Source organism: Flavobacterium sp. (genome assembly GCF_036759525.1).
Classification (GTDB): Bacteria; Bacteroidota; Bacteroidia; order Flavobacteriales; family Flavobacteriaceae; genus Flavobacterium.
Window position 1 is genome coordinate 85,780 of record NZ_DAIOUN010000005.1, and the last position, 17,480, is coordinate 103,259.

15 protein-coding genes are annotated in these 17,480 nt (G+C 35.7%); 8 read left to right on the forward strand and 7 right to left on the reverse strand.

Annotated elements, in window-relative coordinates; genetic code table 11:
- Window positions 1–148: 148 nt before the first annotated feature.
- Window positions 149–445, forward strand: a complete 297-nt coding sequence (locus V7M80_RS05870; RefSeq protein ID WP_333694693.1) for an isoamylase early set domain-containing protein — start codon at window positions 149–151, stop codon at window positions 443–445.
- Between the two features lie 63 nt (window positions 446–508).
- Here the strand turns inward: V7M80_RS05870 and V7M80_RS05875 are convergent, their stop codons facing one another.
- The 7 genes from V7M80_RS05875 to V7M80_RS05905 all read right to left on the reverse strand — a co-directional run bounded on the left by V7M80_RS05875 (window position 509) and on the right by V7M80_RS05905 (window position 6,386).
- Window positions 509–943: an energy transducer TonB gene (locus V7M80_RS05875; RefSeq protein WP_333694694.1), complete on the reverse strand. Its 435-nt coding sequence runs from the start codon at window positions 941–943 to the stop codon at window positions 509–511.
- A 10-nt stretch (window positions 944–953) separates the two neighbouring features.
- On the reverse strand, window positions 954–1,778 hold the full coding sequence (locus V7M80_RS05880; protein WP_333694695.1) for a thymidylate synthase: 825 nt from the start codon (window positions 1,776–1,778) through the stop codon (window positions 954–956).
- Window positions 1,779–1,813: 35 nt separating this feature from the next.
- Entirely contained in the window at window positions 1,814–2,161 is a 348-nt protein-coding gene (locus V7M80_RS05885; RefSeq protein ID WP_333694696.1) for a hypothetical protein, read from the reverse strand.
- A 2-nt stretch (window positions 2,162–2,163) separates the two neighbouring features.
- Window positions 2,164–3,822: a NupC/NupG family nucleoside CNT transporter gene (locus V7M80_RS05890; RefSeq protein ID WP_333694697.1), complete on the reverse strand. Its 1,659-nt coding sequence runs from the start codon at window positions 3,820–3,822 to the stop codon at window positions 2,164–2,166.
- A 27-nt stretch (window positions 3,823–3,849) separates the two neighbouring features.
- Window positions 3,850–4,470, reverse strand: coding sequence for a bifunctional nuclease family protein (locus V7M80_RS05895; RefSeq protein WP_333694698.1), 621 nt, complete (start codon window positions 4,468–4,470; stop codon window positions 3,850–3,852).
- Between the two features lie 127 nt (window positions 4,471–4,597).
- Window positions 4,598–5,566, reverse strand: a complete 969-nt coding sequence (locus V7M80_RS05900; RefSeq protein ID WP_333694699.1) for an electron transfer flavoprotein subunit alpha/FixB family protein — start codon at window positions 5,564–5,566, stop codon at window positions 4,598–4,600.
- A 73-nt stretch (window positions 5,567–5,639) separates the two neighbouring features.
- The gene (locus V7M80_RS05905) at window positions 5,640–6,386 is read right to left on the reverse strand and encodes an electron transfer flavoprotein subunit beta/FixA family protein (protein WP_333694700.1); all 747 of its coding nucleotides are present in this window, start codon (window positions 6,384–6,386) and stop codon (window positions 5,640–5,642) included.
- Window positions 6,387–6,648: 262 nt separating this feature from the next.
- Between V7M80_RS05905 and V7M80_RS05910 the strand changes: the two genes are divergently transcribed.
- The 7 genes from V7M80_RS05910 to V7M80_RS05940 all read left to right on the forward strand — a co-directional run bounded on the left by V7M80_RS05910 (window position 6,649) and on the right by V7M80_RS05940 (window position 17,469).
- Complete coding sequence (locus V7M80_RS05910; protein WP_333694702.1) at window positions 6,649–7,626, forward strand: pyruvate dehydrogenase complex E1 component subunit beta; 978 nt, start codon at window positions 6,649–6,651, stop codon at window positions 7,624–7,626.
- Between the two features lie 46 nt (window positions 7,627–7,672).
- On the forward strand, window positions 7,673–10,177 hold the full coding sequence (locus V7M80_RS05915) for a DUF5686 family protein (protein ID WP_442902343.1): 2,505 nt from the start codon (window positions 7,673–7,675) through the stop codon (window positions 10,175–10,177).
- A 137-nt stretch (window positions 10,178–10,314) separates the two neighbouring features.
- On the forward strand, window positions 10,315–10,845 hold the full coding sequence (locus tag V7M80_RS05920; protein WP_333694703.1) for an inorganic diphosphatase: 531 nt from the start codon (window positions 10,315–10,317) through the stop codon (window positions 10,843–10,845).
- 111 nt (window positions 10,846–10,956) lie between these two features.
- Complete coding sequence (locus V7M80_RS05925) at window positions 10,957–13,428, forward strand: sodium-translocating pyrophosphatase (protein ID WP_333694704.1); 2,472 nt, start codon at window positions 10,957–10,959, stop codon at window positions 13,426–13,428.
- 84 nt (window positions 13,429–13,512) lie between these two features.
- Complete coding sequence (locus V7M80_RS05930; protein ID WP_333694705.1) at window positions 13,513–15,804, forward strand: glycoside hydrolase family 20 protein; 2,292 nt, start codon at window positions 13,513–13,515, stop codon at window positions 15,802–15,804.
- A gap of 1 nt (window position 15,805) precedes the next feature.
- Complete coding sequence (locus tag V7M80_RS05935) at window positions 15,806–16,798, forward strand: isoaspartyl peptidase/L-asparaginase (protein ID WP_333694707.1); 993 nt, start codon at window positions 15,806–15,808, stop codon at window positions 16,796–16,798.
- Window positions 16,798–17,469, forward strand: a complete 672-nt coding sequence (locus V7M80_RS05940) for a copper homeostasis protein CutC (RefSeq protein ID WP_333694708.1) — start codon at window positions 16,798–16,800, stop codon at window positions 17,467–17,469. Before V7M80_RS05935 ends, V7M80_RS05940 begins: the two co-directional genes overlap by 1 nt.
- The last annotated feature ends 11 nt before the right edge of the window (window positions 17,470–17,480 follow it).

Consider the following 17,480-nt stretch of genomic DNA (forward strand, 5'->3'; position numbering starts at 1 on the left):
AATAATATCGCAATGCAATGGCTTATAAATTAACAAATTAGGCTTGCAAAAGGGTAGTTTTTGGCAATTTGGCAAAAGTATTATGTGTTCTTTGATATTCGAATTTCTATTTGTTACTTTGCTTCATTAATCTCAAAATTAGATAGTTATGGCAATTAAGAAACAATTTATAAAATCAAAACCGGTGTGTAAAGTTACTTTTTCTATTGAAGCAAAAGACGCAACTACAGCGGCTGTTGTGGGTGATTTCAACAATTGGAATCCCAAAGAAGGAGAACTTAGTAAATTAAAAAACGGAACGTTCAAAGCTACTTTTGAATTACCGGCTTCAAATTCATATGAATTCCGTTATTTAGTTGATGGAGAATTCGTAAACGACGACCAAGCAGATGCGTACAAATGGAATGATTTTGCTGCTGCTGAAAATAGTGTAGTAGCGGTATAATAAAACCTATATTTAATATTAAACCACCTTTTTAGGTGGTTTTTTTTATGTAAAAAAGTGAATTTATTTATCTAAATGGAAAGTTATTGGGATAGACATTGTAACTCTTACAGGTTTATCTCTAAAAAATCCGGGTTTCATTGCTGGTAAAAGGGAAATTATTCGCTTTGCTTCATTTTCGAGTAAGGGGTGTGGACCCCGGACATTGTCAATAGATACACTTCCATCCTTTTCAATAGCAAAAGTAACAATTACTCTTCCTTTTATATTTTTCTTAAAAGCTTCTGCAGGATAGTTAAAATTTTTTTTAATGTGGTCAAAAATTTTTAATTGAAAGCAATTTCTTCTCTCTTCTAATGCAATTTCTTCACAACCTGGAATAATTGGTAAGTCTTCAATGATTTGAAAAGGGACATTTTCTTGATTTTCAGTTTCATCCGTTTGAGCGGTAACTAAATTAAAGCCAAGAAGAAAGAAGAGAATTTTAATTTTAAACATTTTTTAATTTTTAAACAGCTACAATCCCTTTAATATGCGGATGGGGATCATAACCTTCCAAAGTAAAATCGTTAAATGTAAAATCGAAAATGTTTTTAATTTTCGGATTTAAAATCATTCTGGGTAACGGTCTTGGCTCACGAGAAAGTTGCAATTCCAATTGTTCGATGTGGTTGTTGTAAATATGTGCATCACCAAAAGTGTGAATGAAATCACCGGGCTGTAAATTGCAAACTTGTGCAATCATCAGGGTTAATAAAGCATACGAAGCAATATTGAACGGTACACCCAAAAAGATGTCTGCACTGCGTTGATACAATTGACAACTTAACTTTCCATCTGCCACATAAAATTGAAAAAAGGCATGACAAGGTGGAAGTGCCGCTTTTCCGTTGGCAACATTCTCTGCAAATGATTTGGAAGTATCCGGTAAAACAGAAGGATTCCATGCAGAAACCAACATTCTACGGCTATTCGGGTTTTTCTTCAAGGTTTCAATTAATTCGGAAATTTGGTCAATCTCTTCACTGTTCCAATTTCGCCATTGGTGACCGTAAACCGGTCCTAAATCGCCATTTTCATCGGCCCATTCATCCCATATTTTCACACCATTTTCTTTGAGATAATTGATGTTTGTATCGCCTTTTAAAAACCATAACAATTCATAAATAATCGATTTCAAATGCAGTTTTTTGGTGGTTACCATAGGAAAACCTTCACTTAAATCAAAACGCATTTGATAGCCAAAAACACTGATGGTTCCGGTTCCGGTTCGATCGCCTTTTTGAGTTCCGTTTTCTAAAACGTGTCTTACGAGGTCGTGGTATTGTTGCATGTGTTTATTTGTTTTAAAAATGGAAACTATTGGATTTATTTAACTTTAATTTTATAATGATTAAAAGTGTTGGCTACTTTGCGTTCACCAATATAAATTAATAAAGGAGTTGACGCAACACTCATAGAAATCATCAAAAATCCAGGAAGAAATAATAATAAAGTAAGGGATATAATAAAACCAAATAGAAACCCAAATATGATATTTTTTTGAGATACAACAGCGTGAATTTTATTAATGTGTACTCTTTCTTTCTTGTGACAGAATTTACAAGTTGTATCAACAAAATCACCGTACTTCATTTGATATTCTCCTCTGTCGGCGACAGAGATTTTTACTTTATTATCTTGATTGCAATGAATACAACAAAATTGATGCCTCATATTTATCCAATAATCATTCCTGCAATTGTTGCCGAAAGCAATGATGCCAAGCTACCGCCAATTACCGCTTTTAAACCAAATTCAGAAAGCGTTTTACGTTGTCCAGGAGCCAAAGATCCAATTCCGCCAATTTGAATTCCGATGGAAGCAAAATTGGCAAATCCGCACAACATATACGTGGCCATGATAACCGATTTGTCATACGTAAAATGAATGGCATTGGCTGCATTTTTCAATTCTGCCAATTGAATATATCCAACAAATTCTGACGCGGCTAATTTAATTCCCAATAATTGTCCCATTAGCATGACATCTTCTTGTGCCACACCAATTAACCACATTAAAGGAGCGAATAAAATGCCTAATATAGTTTCTAATGAGAACTTTGAATAAGGCGTTTTAGCAGCTATAAAATCATTCAATCCCGACCAATCTCCAATCCAACCTAAAGTGTAATTAATCATGGCAATGAAAGCAATAAAAACTAATAGCATTGCTGCTACATTCGCTGCTAATTTTAATCCTTCCGTTGTTCCAGTTGCAATGGCATCTAATATGTTTGAGCCAATTTTTTCTTTAGAGACTTCAACATTGGTATCAATAGTTTCGGTTTGTGGAAAAAGCATTTTCGAAACTACTATTGCACCGGGTGCTGCCATAACAGAGGCAGCTAGTAAATGTTTGGCAAATTCCAAACGCAAAACCGGATCATTTCCTCCTAAGAAGCCTATGTATGCCGCCAATACACCTCCTGCAACTGTAGCCATTCCGCCAATCATAACCAAGAGAATTTCACTTTTGTTCATTTTTTCTAAATAGGCTTTAATCATCAATGGAGCTTCGGTTTGCCCCAAAAATATATTACCGGCTACCGAAAGGCTTTCGGCACCAGAAATGCCTAAGATTTTTGTGAGCAATAAGGCAAGGCCTTTCACTACAATTTGTATGATTCCGAGGTAAAATAACAACGAAGTTAAAGCAGAGAAAAATATAATTGTTGGTAAAACTTGAAATAGAAAAATGAAACCGAAGTTGTCAACATTCATCATGCCTCCTAATAAAAATTCACTTCCGGCTCTAGTAAAATCTAATACTTTTACAAATAAACCTCCAACAAATTCAAATAGATTTTTTACAAATTCAATTTTCAATACCCCAATTGCCAAAATCAATTGTGCAGTAATCCCAATTCCAACGGTTTTCCAATTGATGGCTTTTCGGTTTGAACTGAATAAATAAGCAATTACTAAAAGGGAAATCATCCCCAAGATTCCTCTCCATAAACTAGTCATGTTAAACCCAGAGCTTTCAATAAGTTGAGTTTTAACTTGTTGGGGTTTTATTTTGTTTGATGCAAAAAAGGAGTAGGCTTTGTCCTTAGTTTTTAACATTAAAACCGAATCAGATTGCGTGGCAATAGTAAATCGTTTGGTAGGTGCATCGGCTCCATTTTCAAACAAGAATAAATAATTATCTTGTACCAAATAATCGCCTTTTTGAGTTAAACTATCTGCTGTGATTTTCAGTTCATAACCGCCTTCTTTTAATTCTAAATAATCCGATTGGGATGAACTTAATTGCCATTTTTTTTCTAACTCTTGAGCTTTTAAATTTAAAGAAAACAACAAGGTTAACGTTAGTAAAATTAAATTTTTATACATTGGAATAAAAAATTGGATTATTAGAATTTAGGATTCTTTTTTTGAGATTTCATCTCTAATTTTTGCAGCTTTTTCATAGTCTTCGTTTTGCACAGCCTCATTAAGAAGCTCATACAATTCGGAAATACTCTTATTACTAAAACTTCCGGCAGAGGTTACTTCGTTTTCTAAACCAAAGGTCTCTGGGGCTGATAAAACGCCGTCATTTTCTGAAGATTCAGTTTCTCCAGTGGTGCCTTTTAAGTAAATTCCGGCTTTATCTAAAATATTTTTATACGTAAAAATAGGAGCATTAAAACGAAGAGCCAAAGCTATTGCATCTGAGGTTCTCGCATCTATAATTTCTTCAATTTTATCTCTTTCGCAAATAATACTCGAATAAAAAACGCCATCAACCAATTTGTGAATTATCACTTGCTTAACCACGATATCAAAACGATCTGCAAAGTTTTTAAATAAATCGTGTGTAAGGGGACGAGGGGGTTTAATTTCTTTTTCTAAAGCTATTGCAATAGACTGTGCTTCAAAAGCACCAATTACGATAGGAAGCTTTCGTTCTCCGTCTACTTCATTTAAAATCAAAGCGTAAGCTCCGTTCTGAGTTTGACTGTAAGATATTCCTTTTATGGCTAGTTTGACAAGGCTCATGATTATTCTTGCAACGTATTATTTACTAGGTGTATAGCTTTTTGTTTACAATAAAAAAAGGGCTATCTAAACAAAGATACAACTATCTTAATTTAGATAGCCCAATGCGGGCACAATTTATAAAAAATTATGAATTTTGAGCTTTAAATTCTTTTAATTTTTGAGTTAGTTTTGGAACAATTTCAAAGGCATCACCAACTACGCCATAATCAGCTACTTTAAAAAACGGAGCTTCAGGATCTGAGTTGATTACCACTTTCACTTTAGACGAGTTTATTCCGGCTATATGTTGAATGGCTCCCGATATTCCGATGGCAATATACAAATTGGTAGCAACCGGTTTTCCGGTTTGTCCCACGTGTTCGCTGTGAGGTCTCCATCCCAAATCGGATACCGGTTTAGAACAGGCGGTTGCCGCTCCTAAAACGGTTGCCAATTCTTCTACTAGACCCCAGTTTTCTGGACCTTTCAATCCACGACCACCCGAAACAACTACTTCGGCATCGGCTATTGTAACTTTTCCGGTTACTTTTTCAATACTTTCAACTTTAACAGAGAAATCGGCATCGTTCAAATTAGGCGAAAAATCTTCTGAAGTAAGAGATGAGTTACTTTCTACTAATCCGTAAGAGTTTTTAGCCAATCCTAATACTTTTACATCTGTTGAAATTTCGGTTATATTGAATGCTTTATTTGAAAAAGCATTTCTTTTCACTTGAAATGGAGAAGTACTTAAAGGCAATCCAACTACATTTGAAGCATAACCTGCATCCAAACCTACAGCTACAAGCGGAGCCAAATAAATACTGTCGGTTGTAGAAGATAGAACAATTACTTTCGCACCTTCTTTTTGAGCTGCTTGTTTGATAACATCAGCATACGCTTTTGCATTAAATGAAGCCAATTTATCGTTGGTTACTTTTAGTACTTTGTCAACGCCGTATTTGGATAATTCTGTAACATCACCTGCATTTATTGTAATTGCTGTGACGGATGTTCCTAATGATTCGGCTACTTTTTTGGCGTAGGATGCTAATTCAAAAGCTACTTTCTTAAATTTTCCTTCTGCCGATTCTGCATATAGTAATAATGACATAATTTTTTGTTTAAACGTTTAATAATAGTTTAAGAGTATGATAGTTTGAACACGAAGAACGGACCACTGGTTCCTAGATCACCTTCGCTTCGTTGTGTAATAAACTTACTAGTTCATCCAGATTATCTGCACTCACTAATTTTACGGCAGATTTTGGAGCCGGTTTTTCAAATTTTACGGCTTTAGTATGGTTGTTTGCTCCAACGGGTTCTAAAACAGTCAAAGCTTTAGTTCTGGCAGTCATAATTCCTCTCATGTTCGGAATGCGTAAGTCTTTTTCTTCTACCAAACCTTTTTGCCCTCCAATGATTAAAGGTAATGAAGCAGAAATAGTTTCCTTTCCTCCGTCAATTTCTCTTTGGGCTTTAGCAGATGAACCTTCAATTTTTAAATCAATACATGAATTAACAAAATTATATCCCAAAATAGCTGCAATCATTCCGGGAACCATTCCTCCATTATAATCTAAGGATTCTTTACCACAAATTACTAAGTCGTATGAGCCTTGTTTGATTACTTCGGCTACTTGTTTCGCAACAAAAAAACCATCAGTTGGATTGGCATTTATGCGAATAGCTTCATTAGCTCCAATAGCTAATGCTTTTCTCAAGGTTGGTTCTGTGTCGGGACCTCCCACATTTACAACCGTAATATTTGCTCCTTGTTGTTCTTGAAACCAAATGGCACGTGTTAAACCAAACTCGTCATTTGGGTTGATAACATATTGAACGCCATTGGTATCAAACTCGGTATCACCATTGGTAAAGTTGATTTTGGAAGTAGTATCAGGCACATGACTGATGCAAACTAATATTTTCATAGGATAGGATTAAATTAATTTTGGTTACGAAAGTACGAATAATTTTTCTAATTTTAGTATGCATGCATAATATTTTTTCAGTAATATATCGTTTTCGTAAGGGGTGTAAATTGGAAAATTCAGTGCAATTTGATTTCAAGTAGAAATAACATGGGGTTTTGGAACAAAAAATATAGTTGATTTTACCTTTAAAATGTGTCATAAAGTGATTTTAAATTTTTATTTTTGCCATTCGTAAAAATGATTTTAAGAAAAATTCTATATGAGAACAATTCAATTTAGAGAGGCTATTGCTGAAGCGATGAGTGAAGAAATGCGTCGCGATGAGAGTGTTTATTTGATGGGTGAGGAAGTAGCAGAATACAATGGAGCTTACAAGGCTTCAAAAGGAATGTTGGATGAGTTTGGACCCAAAAGAGTAATAGATACTCCAATTGCCGAGCTTGGTTTTGCCGGAATTGCGGTTGGATCTGCCATGAATGGTTGTCGCCCTATCGTAGAGTTCATGACTTTTAACTTTTCATTGGTTGGAATTGACCAAATTATCAATAATGCTGCAAAAATGCGTCAAATGTCGGCCGGACAGTTTCCTATGCCAATGGTTTTTAGAGGGCCAACCGCTTCTGCTGGACAATTAGCAGCCACACATTCACAAGCATTTGAAAATTGGTTTGCCAATACGCCCGGATTAAAAGTGGTGGTTCCATCCAATCCTTATGATGCTAAAGGATTATTAAAATCGGCTATACGTGATAATGACCCTGTTATTTTCATGGAATCAGAGCAAATGTATGGAGATAAAATGGAAGTTCCGGAAGGCGAATATACCATTCCACTTGGAGTTGCAGACATCAAAAGAGAAGGTTCAGATGTGACGATTGTTTCCTTTGGAAAAATTATTAAGGAGGCTTTTATTGCAGCAGATGAATTGGCAAAAGAGGGAATTTCATGTGAAATTATAGATTTGAGAACGGTTCGTCCAATGGATTATGACGCGATTATCAAATCGGTAAAAAAAACAAATCGTTTAGTAGTTCTTGAAGAAGCGTGGCCTTTTGCAAGTGTGGCTTCCGAGATAACCTACATGGTACAAGAAAGAGCATTTGATTATTTGGATGCACCGGTTCAAAGAATTACTACTGCAGATACCCCTGCTCCCTATTCACCAACACTTTTAAAAGAATGGTTACCCAATGCTGGAGATGTGGTAAAAGCCGTAAAAAAAGTAATGTACAAGTAATTAAAAATAAAAAGTATATTTGAAACTTCATCAATTTTCATATTTGATGAAGTTTTTTTTTCTAATAGCCATGAACGTAAAACAACTTTGTGTCCTTTTTTCTCTTTTCTTAGCATTCGTTTCTATGGGTCAAACCAAAGTGAGCGGGATTGTTGTAGATGAAAATGATCAACCTATTCCATTTGCAAATGTATATTTCAAAAACTCTACCGAAGGATTAATAACCAACGAGAATGGACGTTTTTATTTGGAATCTTCCAAAAGTCATAGTACAGTAGTAGTTTCATTTATAGGATATACGCCTCAAGAAATCAAACTTGAAAAAGCGGTAACGTATAATTTAAAAATCAAGTTGGTTGAAGGAGAAACCCTTCGAGAGGTAGTTGTAATTTCAGGTAAAATGTCAAAGAAAAATAACCCAGCCATTGATATTTTACGTAAAATTTGGGCCAGAAAAAGAAAGAACGGATTGCGACAGTTCAAACAATACCAGTATGACAAATATGAGAAAGTAGAGTTTGATTTGAATACCATAGATAGTGCCATGATGAAAAGTAAACTCTTCAAGGGAATGGAGTTTGTTTTTGATCAAGTTGATACTTCTCGAATTACAGGAAAGACCTATCTGCCCATTTTTATCAATGAATCTCTATCTGAAGTGTATGGTAATAATTTGACTGGAAAAGAAAAAGAAATCCTAAAAGCTAATAAAAATTCGGGATTTAGTTCCAATCAACAAATTATTGCTTTTGTTAAAGATTTATATGCCGATTATGATATTTATGATAACTACTTGAAGTTCTTTGACAAGGATTTCGTAAGCCCTCTTTCCAGAACGGGTATTGATGTGTATAATTATGCCTTAACCGACAGCATGTTTATTGACAACAAATGGTGTTATAACATTGTATATTATCCCAGAAGAAAAGGTGAACTCACATTCAAAGGAGATTTTTGGGTAAATGATACAACCTATGCCATTAAATCCATAAATATGGCCGTAACCAAAAGTGCCAATATAAACTGGGTCAAAGAAATTTACATTGAACAAGAATTTGATGTAGTAAATGATTCTGTCTTTTTGTTAAAGAGAGATCATATGATGTCTGATTTCGCTCTCAATAAAAAGGAAGAATCTAAAGGGGTATACGGGAAGAGAACAACGCTCTATAAAAACCATCAATTTGATAAAGAAAAGCCAAAAGAGTTCTACAAAGAAGAGGTAAATTTCATTGATAATTCGGTTTATACCAAATCAGACGAGTTTTGGGCAGAGAATCGATTTGAAAACCTGAGTAAAGATGAATTAGGGGTTTACAAAATGCTTGATACACTCCAAACAGTCAAGAAATTCAAACAAATGTACAATTTGGTCTCTATTCTTGGTAGCGGATACATCCAAAAAGGGAATTTTGATTTCGGTCCCATTTTTTCAACCTTTGGGTACAATGAGATTGAAGGCATTAGAGTACGCGTAGGAGGAAGAACCTATTTTGGTCAAAATGATCCGTGGCGATTACAGTTTTATACCGCCTACGGTTTTTCGGATCAACAAGTAAAATATGGAGTTTCGGGTAAAGTATTACTCAATAAGAAAAACAGATTTATTTTAGAAGGTGGAAATAGAAGAGATATTGAGCAATTGGGAGCTAGTTTAACTACGTCAAACAACGTTTTAGGGAGAAGCTTTGCCTCATCCGGTCTTTTTATGACTGGAACCAATGCCAATCTTACCAGTATTAATTTAAGTACTGTTTCTATGAATATAGAACCGGTAAAAAACTTAACTTTTGAAACCGGATTCTCCTATCGTACATTGAAATCGGCATCAGATAAATTTAGCTTAGATTATTTTACCAATTCACAAACTGAAATACGAAGCGACGTAAAACAGGCCGAACTTACTTTTTCTATTGACTATACACCCAAGAGAAAAACGATAGGATATGGGGTAGAACGCAATTTGGTAGACAATAATTTCACGCGTTTGTACGTAAATTACAGTCAAGGCATGAAAGGTGTTTTTGATAGTGATTTTGAATACCAAAAAATTCAATTATTTTACAAACAACCGGTTCTGATTGGAGGTTTTGGAAGATTGTTTTTTATCACCGAATTAGGAAAAACATTTGGGGAAGTACCACTTGGTTTATTGAGCGTGGTGCCCGGGAATCAATCTTATTTTTTGATTGAAAATACCTTTAACAACCTAAATTTTTATGAATTTGTTTCAGATCAATATGCAACTCTTCAATTGGAACATCATTTTAATGGTAGGCTTTTTTCAAGAATTCCCGGATTGAGAAAAATGAATCTAAGAGAAATTATAGGTATTAAAGGGGTCATAGGTTCTGTGTCTGATGCCAATAGGTCTATCAATGCTTCAACATTAAATTATGTTGCCCCAGAAAAACCCTATTGGGAATACAGTGCAGGAATTGGAAATATATTTAAAGTGTTTCGTATCGATTGTGCTTGGAGAGCCAATTATAGAAATCTTCCGGATACCAGCAATTTCACAATCAAAGGTTCTTTCGGGTTTTATTTCTAATTTGGTATATTTTTATCTCATTTTTTTTGCTTTATGTAATTTTATATGAGGTAAAATTGAAATTTGATAAAAATTAATTTTAATGCTTTCTTCTCTACTATAGCTCGTAAATTTGCAGTCCTTAAATTAAATGAATTATGAGTGCAGCAAAACAAAAATCTTTTGATGTATTAATAGAGATACCCAAAGGAAGTAGAAATAAATACGAATACGATTTTAAACTCAAAAAAATCCGTTACGATAGAATGATTTTCTCATCGATGATGTATCCGGCCGATTACGGTTTTATTCCGGAAACATTAGCTTTAGACGGTGACCCACTTGATGTATTGGTTTTGGTAACCGAACCCACATTCCCGGGTTGTGTTATGGAAGTAAAACCAATTGGTGTTTTTCATATGGCAGACGAAAAAGGACCGGATGAAAAAGTAATTTGCGTACCGGTTTCCGACCCCGTTTGGAATAAATTAAACGACTTATCGGATGTAAATCCACACTTGCTTAAAGAAATCGAACATTTTTTCCAAGTTTATAAAGATTTAGAGCAAAAGAAAGTAGATGTAGAAGGTTGGGGTGATGTTACAGAAGCCAAAGAAATCATCGAAAAATGCGTTGATCGTTTTGCGAATTTAGCAGATAAACCCGATGGATTATTTAGTATTTCCTAAAAATTTTACTATTCTAATAAAAAAAGCAACATTCAATTTTGATTTGTTGCTTTTTTTTATTCCTATTTTGTTACTTTTGCAATCGTTAAAAAAATTATAAAATACATTTTTATGGATTCAATTATGATTTATGTGCCATTAATCATGGCATTTTTAGGCTTAGCTTTTATGTGGGCCAAAAGAGCTTGGGTTTTAAAGCAAGATGCCGGTGATGGTAAAATGAAAGAGATTTCAGATTATATCTACGAAGGTGCTTTGGCTTTCCTTAAAGCAGAATACAGATTATTAGCCGTTTTTGTAGTTGGAGCCAGTGTGGCTTTAGCTGCTATTTCATTTATTGTTCCAACAACCGATATTTTGATTGTTGTAGCCTTTGTTTTCGGTGCTATTTTTTCTGCTTTTGCAGGAAATATTGGGATGAAAATTGCAACCAAAACCAATGTGAGAACAACACAAGCTGCCAGAACCAGTTTGCCACAAGCTTTAAAAGTTTCTTTTGGCGGTGGAACCGTAATGGGATTAGGTGTAGCCGGATTGGCTGTTTTAGGTCTTACGGCTTTCTTCATATTTTTCTACCACTATTTCATGGGTGGAGTTTGGACTTCTACAGACCAAATGACTATTGTTCTAGAAACACTTGCCGGATTTTCATTAGGTGCTGAATCTATTGCTTTATTTGCTCGTGTAGGCGGAGGAATTTATACCAAAGCTGCCGACGTTGGTGCTGACTTAGTAGGTAAAGTAGAAGCCGGAATTCCGGAAGATGATCCGCGTAATCCAGCTACTATTGCGGATAACGTAGGAGATAACGTAGGTGACGTTGCCGGAATGGGTGCCGATTTATTCGGTTCGTATGTGGCTACGGTTTTAGCTGCGATGGTTTTAGGTAACTATGTTATCAAAGATATGGGTGGTGCTATTGACGATGCTTTTGGTGGAATTGGTCCTATATTATTACCAATGGCAATTGCCGGTTTCGGAATTTTATTTTCAATCATCGGGACTATGTTGGTAAAAATTAAAGACAATAACGCCAAAGAAAAAGAGGTACAAGGAGCATTGAATGTTGGAAACTGGGTTTCTATCGGTTTAACATTGATTTCTTGTTTCTTCCTTGTAAAATACATGTTGCCTGAAACCATGAACATGGAGTTCTTTGGTGAAGGATTAAAAGAAATTTCTTCTATGCGAGTATTCTATGCTACCATTGTTGGTTTAGCTGTGGGTGGAATTATTTCATCTGTAACAGAATACTATACAGGTTTAGGTACAAAACCGGTTTTAGCCATTGTACAAAAATCTTCGACAGGTGCGGGAACAAACGTAATTGCTGGTTTAGCTACAGGTATGATTTCTACTTTCCCAACCGTATTATTATTTGCAGGAGCAATTTGGGCTTCTTATGCATTTGCTGGTTTCTACGGTGTGGCTTTAGCAGCTTCTGCTATGATGGCTACTACAGCGATGCAATTAGCAATCGATGCTTTCGGACCAATTTCTGATAATGCCGGAGGTATTGCTGAAATGAGTGAATTACCTAAAGAAGTACGTACACGTACCGATATTTTGGATTCTGTAGGAAACACAACGGCTGCAACCGGAAAAGGTTTTGCTATTGCTTCTGCGGCGTTAACATCGTTAGCCTTATTTGCGGCTTATGTAACCTTTACTGGAATTGACGGTATCAACATCTTTAAAGCTCCGGTTTTGGCCATGTTGTTCGTAGGAGGTATGATTCCGGTGGTATTCTCTGCTTTGGCAATGAATTCAGTTGGAAAAGCGGCGATGGATATGGTGTATGAAGTACGTCGTCAATTCAAAGAAATTCCAGGTATCATGGAAGGTAAAAACAAACCAGAATATGGTAAATGTGTCGAAATTTCTACTAAAGCGGCTTTACGCGAAATGATGTTACCTGGTATTTTGACGATTGGTTTCCCAATTTTAATTGCGGTTTTACCAATGTTGTTAGGATATGATAATAAATTGATTGCCGAAATGTTAGGGGGTTATATGGCTGGAGTTACTGTTTCAGGTGTACTTTGGGCTGTGTTCCAAAACAATGCCGGTGGTGCTTGGGATAATGCTAAAAAATCTTTTGAAGCCGGTGTAATGATTAATGGTGAAATGACTTATAAAGGTTCCGATGCTCACAAAGCTGCCGTAACCGGAGATACTGTAGGTGATCCATTTAAAGATACTTCCGGTCCGTCAATGAACATTTTAATCAAATTAACGTGTTTGATTGGATTGGTAATCGCTCCCATTTTAGGAGGTCACGATGCTACTACAGTTACAGAAAAAGCGGCTTGTTGTTCTTCTTCTGAAATGTGTGCTTCAATGACTAAAGAAGAATGTATTGCAAAAGGATGCACTAACAAGAGTTGTAAATTCTTGAACGAAGTAAAAGAAGAAGTTTACAAAAACATTTCTGTTGAAAAATCTAAAGATGCTTCCGGTAAAGTTAGTGCTGTTGTAACTATTACTTCTAAAGTAAATGGTGAAGAAAAAACAGAAACGCAAACTTTTGAAGGAACAGACGAAGAAGTTACTGCTAAAATTGAAGAATTTAAAAAGCAATAGTTTTTAATCTTACAATTATAAAAAATGCCTTGCCCACGCAAGGCATTTTTATTTTTACTACATTTAGCCGAATAATTTTAGGTTATGATTAGATTTTTTCTTTTGCTTTTTGGCTTGATTACATATTTAGGTTTTGGTCAAAATATTATTCCACAGCCTGAATCATTAGAATTTCGTGAAGGTACTTTTATTTTAAACAGTGAAACCGTTATAAAAGCAGATGAAAGTTCATTTGAAGCTCAATTTCTTCAACAATATATTAATGAAAATAATGGCTTGAAACTAGCCATCAATAAAAATGCTAAGAGTAAAAATTGTATTGCTTTAAATTATGCTCTCTCTCCAAAGTTATCAGTAACTAAAGATTCATCAGGTAAACGCTCTTCTTTTAAAAGTAATGATGAAGAATACTTGATGTTAATAAATAAGAATGAAATTACAATTGCAGCACATGAAAATGTTGGTGTTTTTTATGGTATTCAAACTTTATTGCAATTGCTTCCGTTGGAAGAAAAAGATGAAATTAAGATACCTTGTTTACTAATCAATGATCAACCCAAGTTTAAATGGCGAGGCATGCATTTAGATGTATCTCGTCATTTTTTTGATATAGAATTTATCAAAAAGTATATCGATTATTTAGCTCAGTACAAAATGAATACTTTTCACTGGCATTTAACCGACGATCAAGGTTGGCGAATAGAAATCAAGAAATATCCAAAACTCACAGAAATTGGAGCTTGGCGAAACGGTTCAATGGTAGGGCATTACCGCGACCAATCTTTTGATACCAAACGTTATGGTGGATTTTACACCCAAGAAGAAATTAAAGAAGTTGTGGAGTATGCCAAAGAACGACACATAACGGTTGTTCCTGAAATTGAAATGCCGGGTCATGCCTTGGCTGCCTTAGCCGCTTATCCGGAATATTCTTGTACGGGCGGACCTTTTGAAGTGGGAAAAACATGGGGTGTATTAGACGATGTCTTTTGTCCAAAAGACGAAACGTTTACCTTTTTAGAAAATATTTTAAGTGAAGTAATTGCCTTATTTCCATCAGAATACATTCATATTGGAGGTGATGAATGTCCCAAAACACGTTGGAAAAGTTGTTCGCATTGCCAAAAACGAATGAAAGACGAGAAGTTAAAGGACGAACATGAATTGCAAAGTTATTTCATCCAACGCATTGAAAAATTTGTCAACAGCAAAGGACGAAAAATCATCGGTTGGGACGAAATTCTCGAAGGCGGTTTGGCTCCCAACGCAGCCGTAATGAGCTGGAGAGGAACCGATGGCGGAATTGCAGCAGCCAAAGAAAAACATTTTGCTGTTATGACACCGGGCTCACATTGCTACTTTGACCATTACCAAGGCGAACCTGCAAATGAACCTTTAGCTTTTGGAGGATATACTACTTTGGAAAAAGTGTACAGTTATAATCCTATTCCAACTGAGTTAAACGAGGCAGAATCGGCTTATATATTAGGTGCCCAAGCTAATTTATGGACAGAATATATTGAGACAACCACTCAAGTAGAATACATGCTTTTTCCTCGACTTACAGCTATTGCAGAGGTGGTTTGGGGAACTTCAAATCCTCAAAACTATAAAGCTTTTGAAGATCGAGTGGTGCATCACATGAAAGGTTGGAAACAAAAAAACATCAATTTTAGTAAAGCAATTTATCAAGTGGTTTCGGATATTGCGGTTCAAAACAACCAAATTTATTATGCATTGAAGGGTAGAGATGCTTCTGGTATTCGTTTTACTACTGATGGTTCTGAACCCAAAGTGGATTCAAAAAAATATGACTCCTCCATACAAATTGAAAAAAGTTGTACTGTAAAATCAGCCTATTTTGAAGCAGGTCAGGCCAAAAGTGCAACAATTTCTCAAACGTTTTACATAACTAAATCTTCCGGTAAATCCATTTCGCTAAAACACGAACCAAGTAAAACCTACGGAAAAGGTGGAGCTGCTACCTTAGTCGATGGTGTAAAAGGTGATTTGCTTCGTTTTGGAAAAAATTGGTTGGGTTTTTCAGGTAAAGATGTGGATGCTACTATCGATTTTGGCTCTTCTACCACTTTTGAAAAAGTGAGTTTGAATACGTTTAACGGTGAAAGTAGTTGGATTTATTTGCCCAAAGAAATTCAATTTTTGGTTTCTGATGATGGAGTTTCTTTCACTCTTGTTCGAACTATTTCCTTGGAACAAATTTCAAAACAAAACGGAGTTATGGTGGAAAGTTTTCCTAAAACAACAGCTAGGTATCTCAAAGTTATTGTTAATAATTACGGTACCATTCCAGATGGAAAACCCGGTTCCGCTAGTGCGGCTTGGTTATTTATAGACGAAATTAGTGTAGAATGATATGGCAAATAGACGTAATTTTCTAAAAACAACAGCTCTCGCAACAGCGGGAGTAGCTTTGCAATCCTTTCAGTCAAAACCGGAGGAACCGGAATTGTTTTCCGGAAAGTCAAACAAACCTATAGTGCTTTCTACATGGAATTTTGGTTTACAAGCCAATGAAGCCGCCTGGGAAATATTGAAAAATAAAGGCCGTGCACTCGATGCCGTAGAAGTTGGTGTAAAACTTACCGAAGCTGATCCGTCTGAGAGAAGCGTTGGGTATGGTGGTCGTCCGGATAGAGAAGGACGGGTAACGTTGGATGCGTGCATCATGGATGAATTTTCAAATATTGGTTCGGTGGCGTGTTTGGAACACATCAAGCATCCGATTTCAGTGGCCAGAGCCGTGATGGAAAAAACGCCACATGTGATGTTGGTTGGTGAAGGAGCATTGCAATTTGCTTTATCGCAAGGATTTCCAAAAGAAAATCTATTAATTGAAGCTTCTGAAAAAGAATGGAAAGAATGGCTCAAATCCAGTCAATACCAACCCAAAGTGAATATTGAAAACCACGACACTATCGGAATGATAGCATTAGATGCACAGGGTAATTTATCGGGAGCATGCACCACAAGCGGCATGGCGTTTAAAATGCATGGACGTGTGGGCGATTCACCGATTATTGGTGCAGGTTTGTATGTGGATAATGAAATTGGTGCGGCAACTGCAACAGGCCACGGTGAAGAAGTAATCCGAATTACCGGTTGTCATTTGGTAGTTGAACTCATGCGTCAGGGAAAATCACCTCAAAAAGCTTGTGAAGAAGCCGTTATGCGAATTGTAAAATTGACACAAAATCGGGGTAAAAATCTAAAAGACATTCAAGTTGGTTTCATCGCTTTGAACAAAAAAGGAGAATACGGTTCGTATTGTGTGCAAGGTGGTTTCAATTATGCCGTTCATGATGCAACCGGAAATAAATTAATCGATGCGAAGTATTATTTGAAATAATGAAAAAACTAGAAATCGCTTGTTTTAATTTAGATTCGGCTTTGATTGCTCAAAATGCTGGAGCGGATAGAGTAGAATTATGTGCTGATATTTCAGTTGGCGGAATTACTCCAAATCTTCAAATAATTCAACAAGTTCGTGAACATTTGACTATCGATTTATATGTAATGATTCGTCCAAGAGGAGGAAATTTTGTGTATTCGGATTCAGAATTTGAACAAATGAAATCGGAAATTGAAACCATCAAAAAACTTGGAGTTAACGGATTTGTTTTTGGAATTTTGAAGGAAGATAAAACAATTAATATCGAACAAAATTTAGCTTTAGTGGAATTAGCAAAACCATTCCCTTGTACTTTTCATAGAGCTTTTGATGGGGTCTTGGATTATAAACAAGCATTAGAAGATGTTATCTCGTGCGGATTTTCAACGATTCTAACTTCTGGAACTTTTTCAAATGTCATGAAAGGAAAAGAAGTTTTGAAACAATTAGTCATTCAAGCCAATAATCGAATAGAAATTATGCCAGGTGGCGGATTGCGTTCTACCAATATTTCAGAATTAGACGAAATGGTTAATACGAATTGGTATCATTCTTCTGCCATTACCGATGGAAGTGAAATTGCTAGTCCAGAGGAAATTGTTCAATTAAAGAAAAAGTTGCAATCTTAAATGAGCTTCAT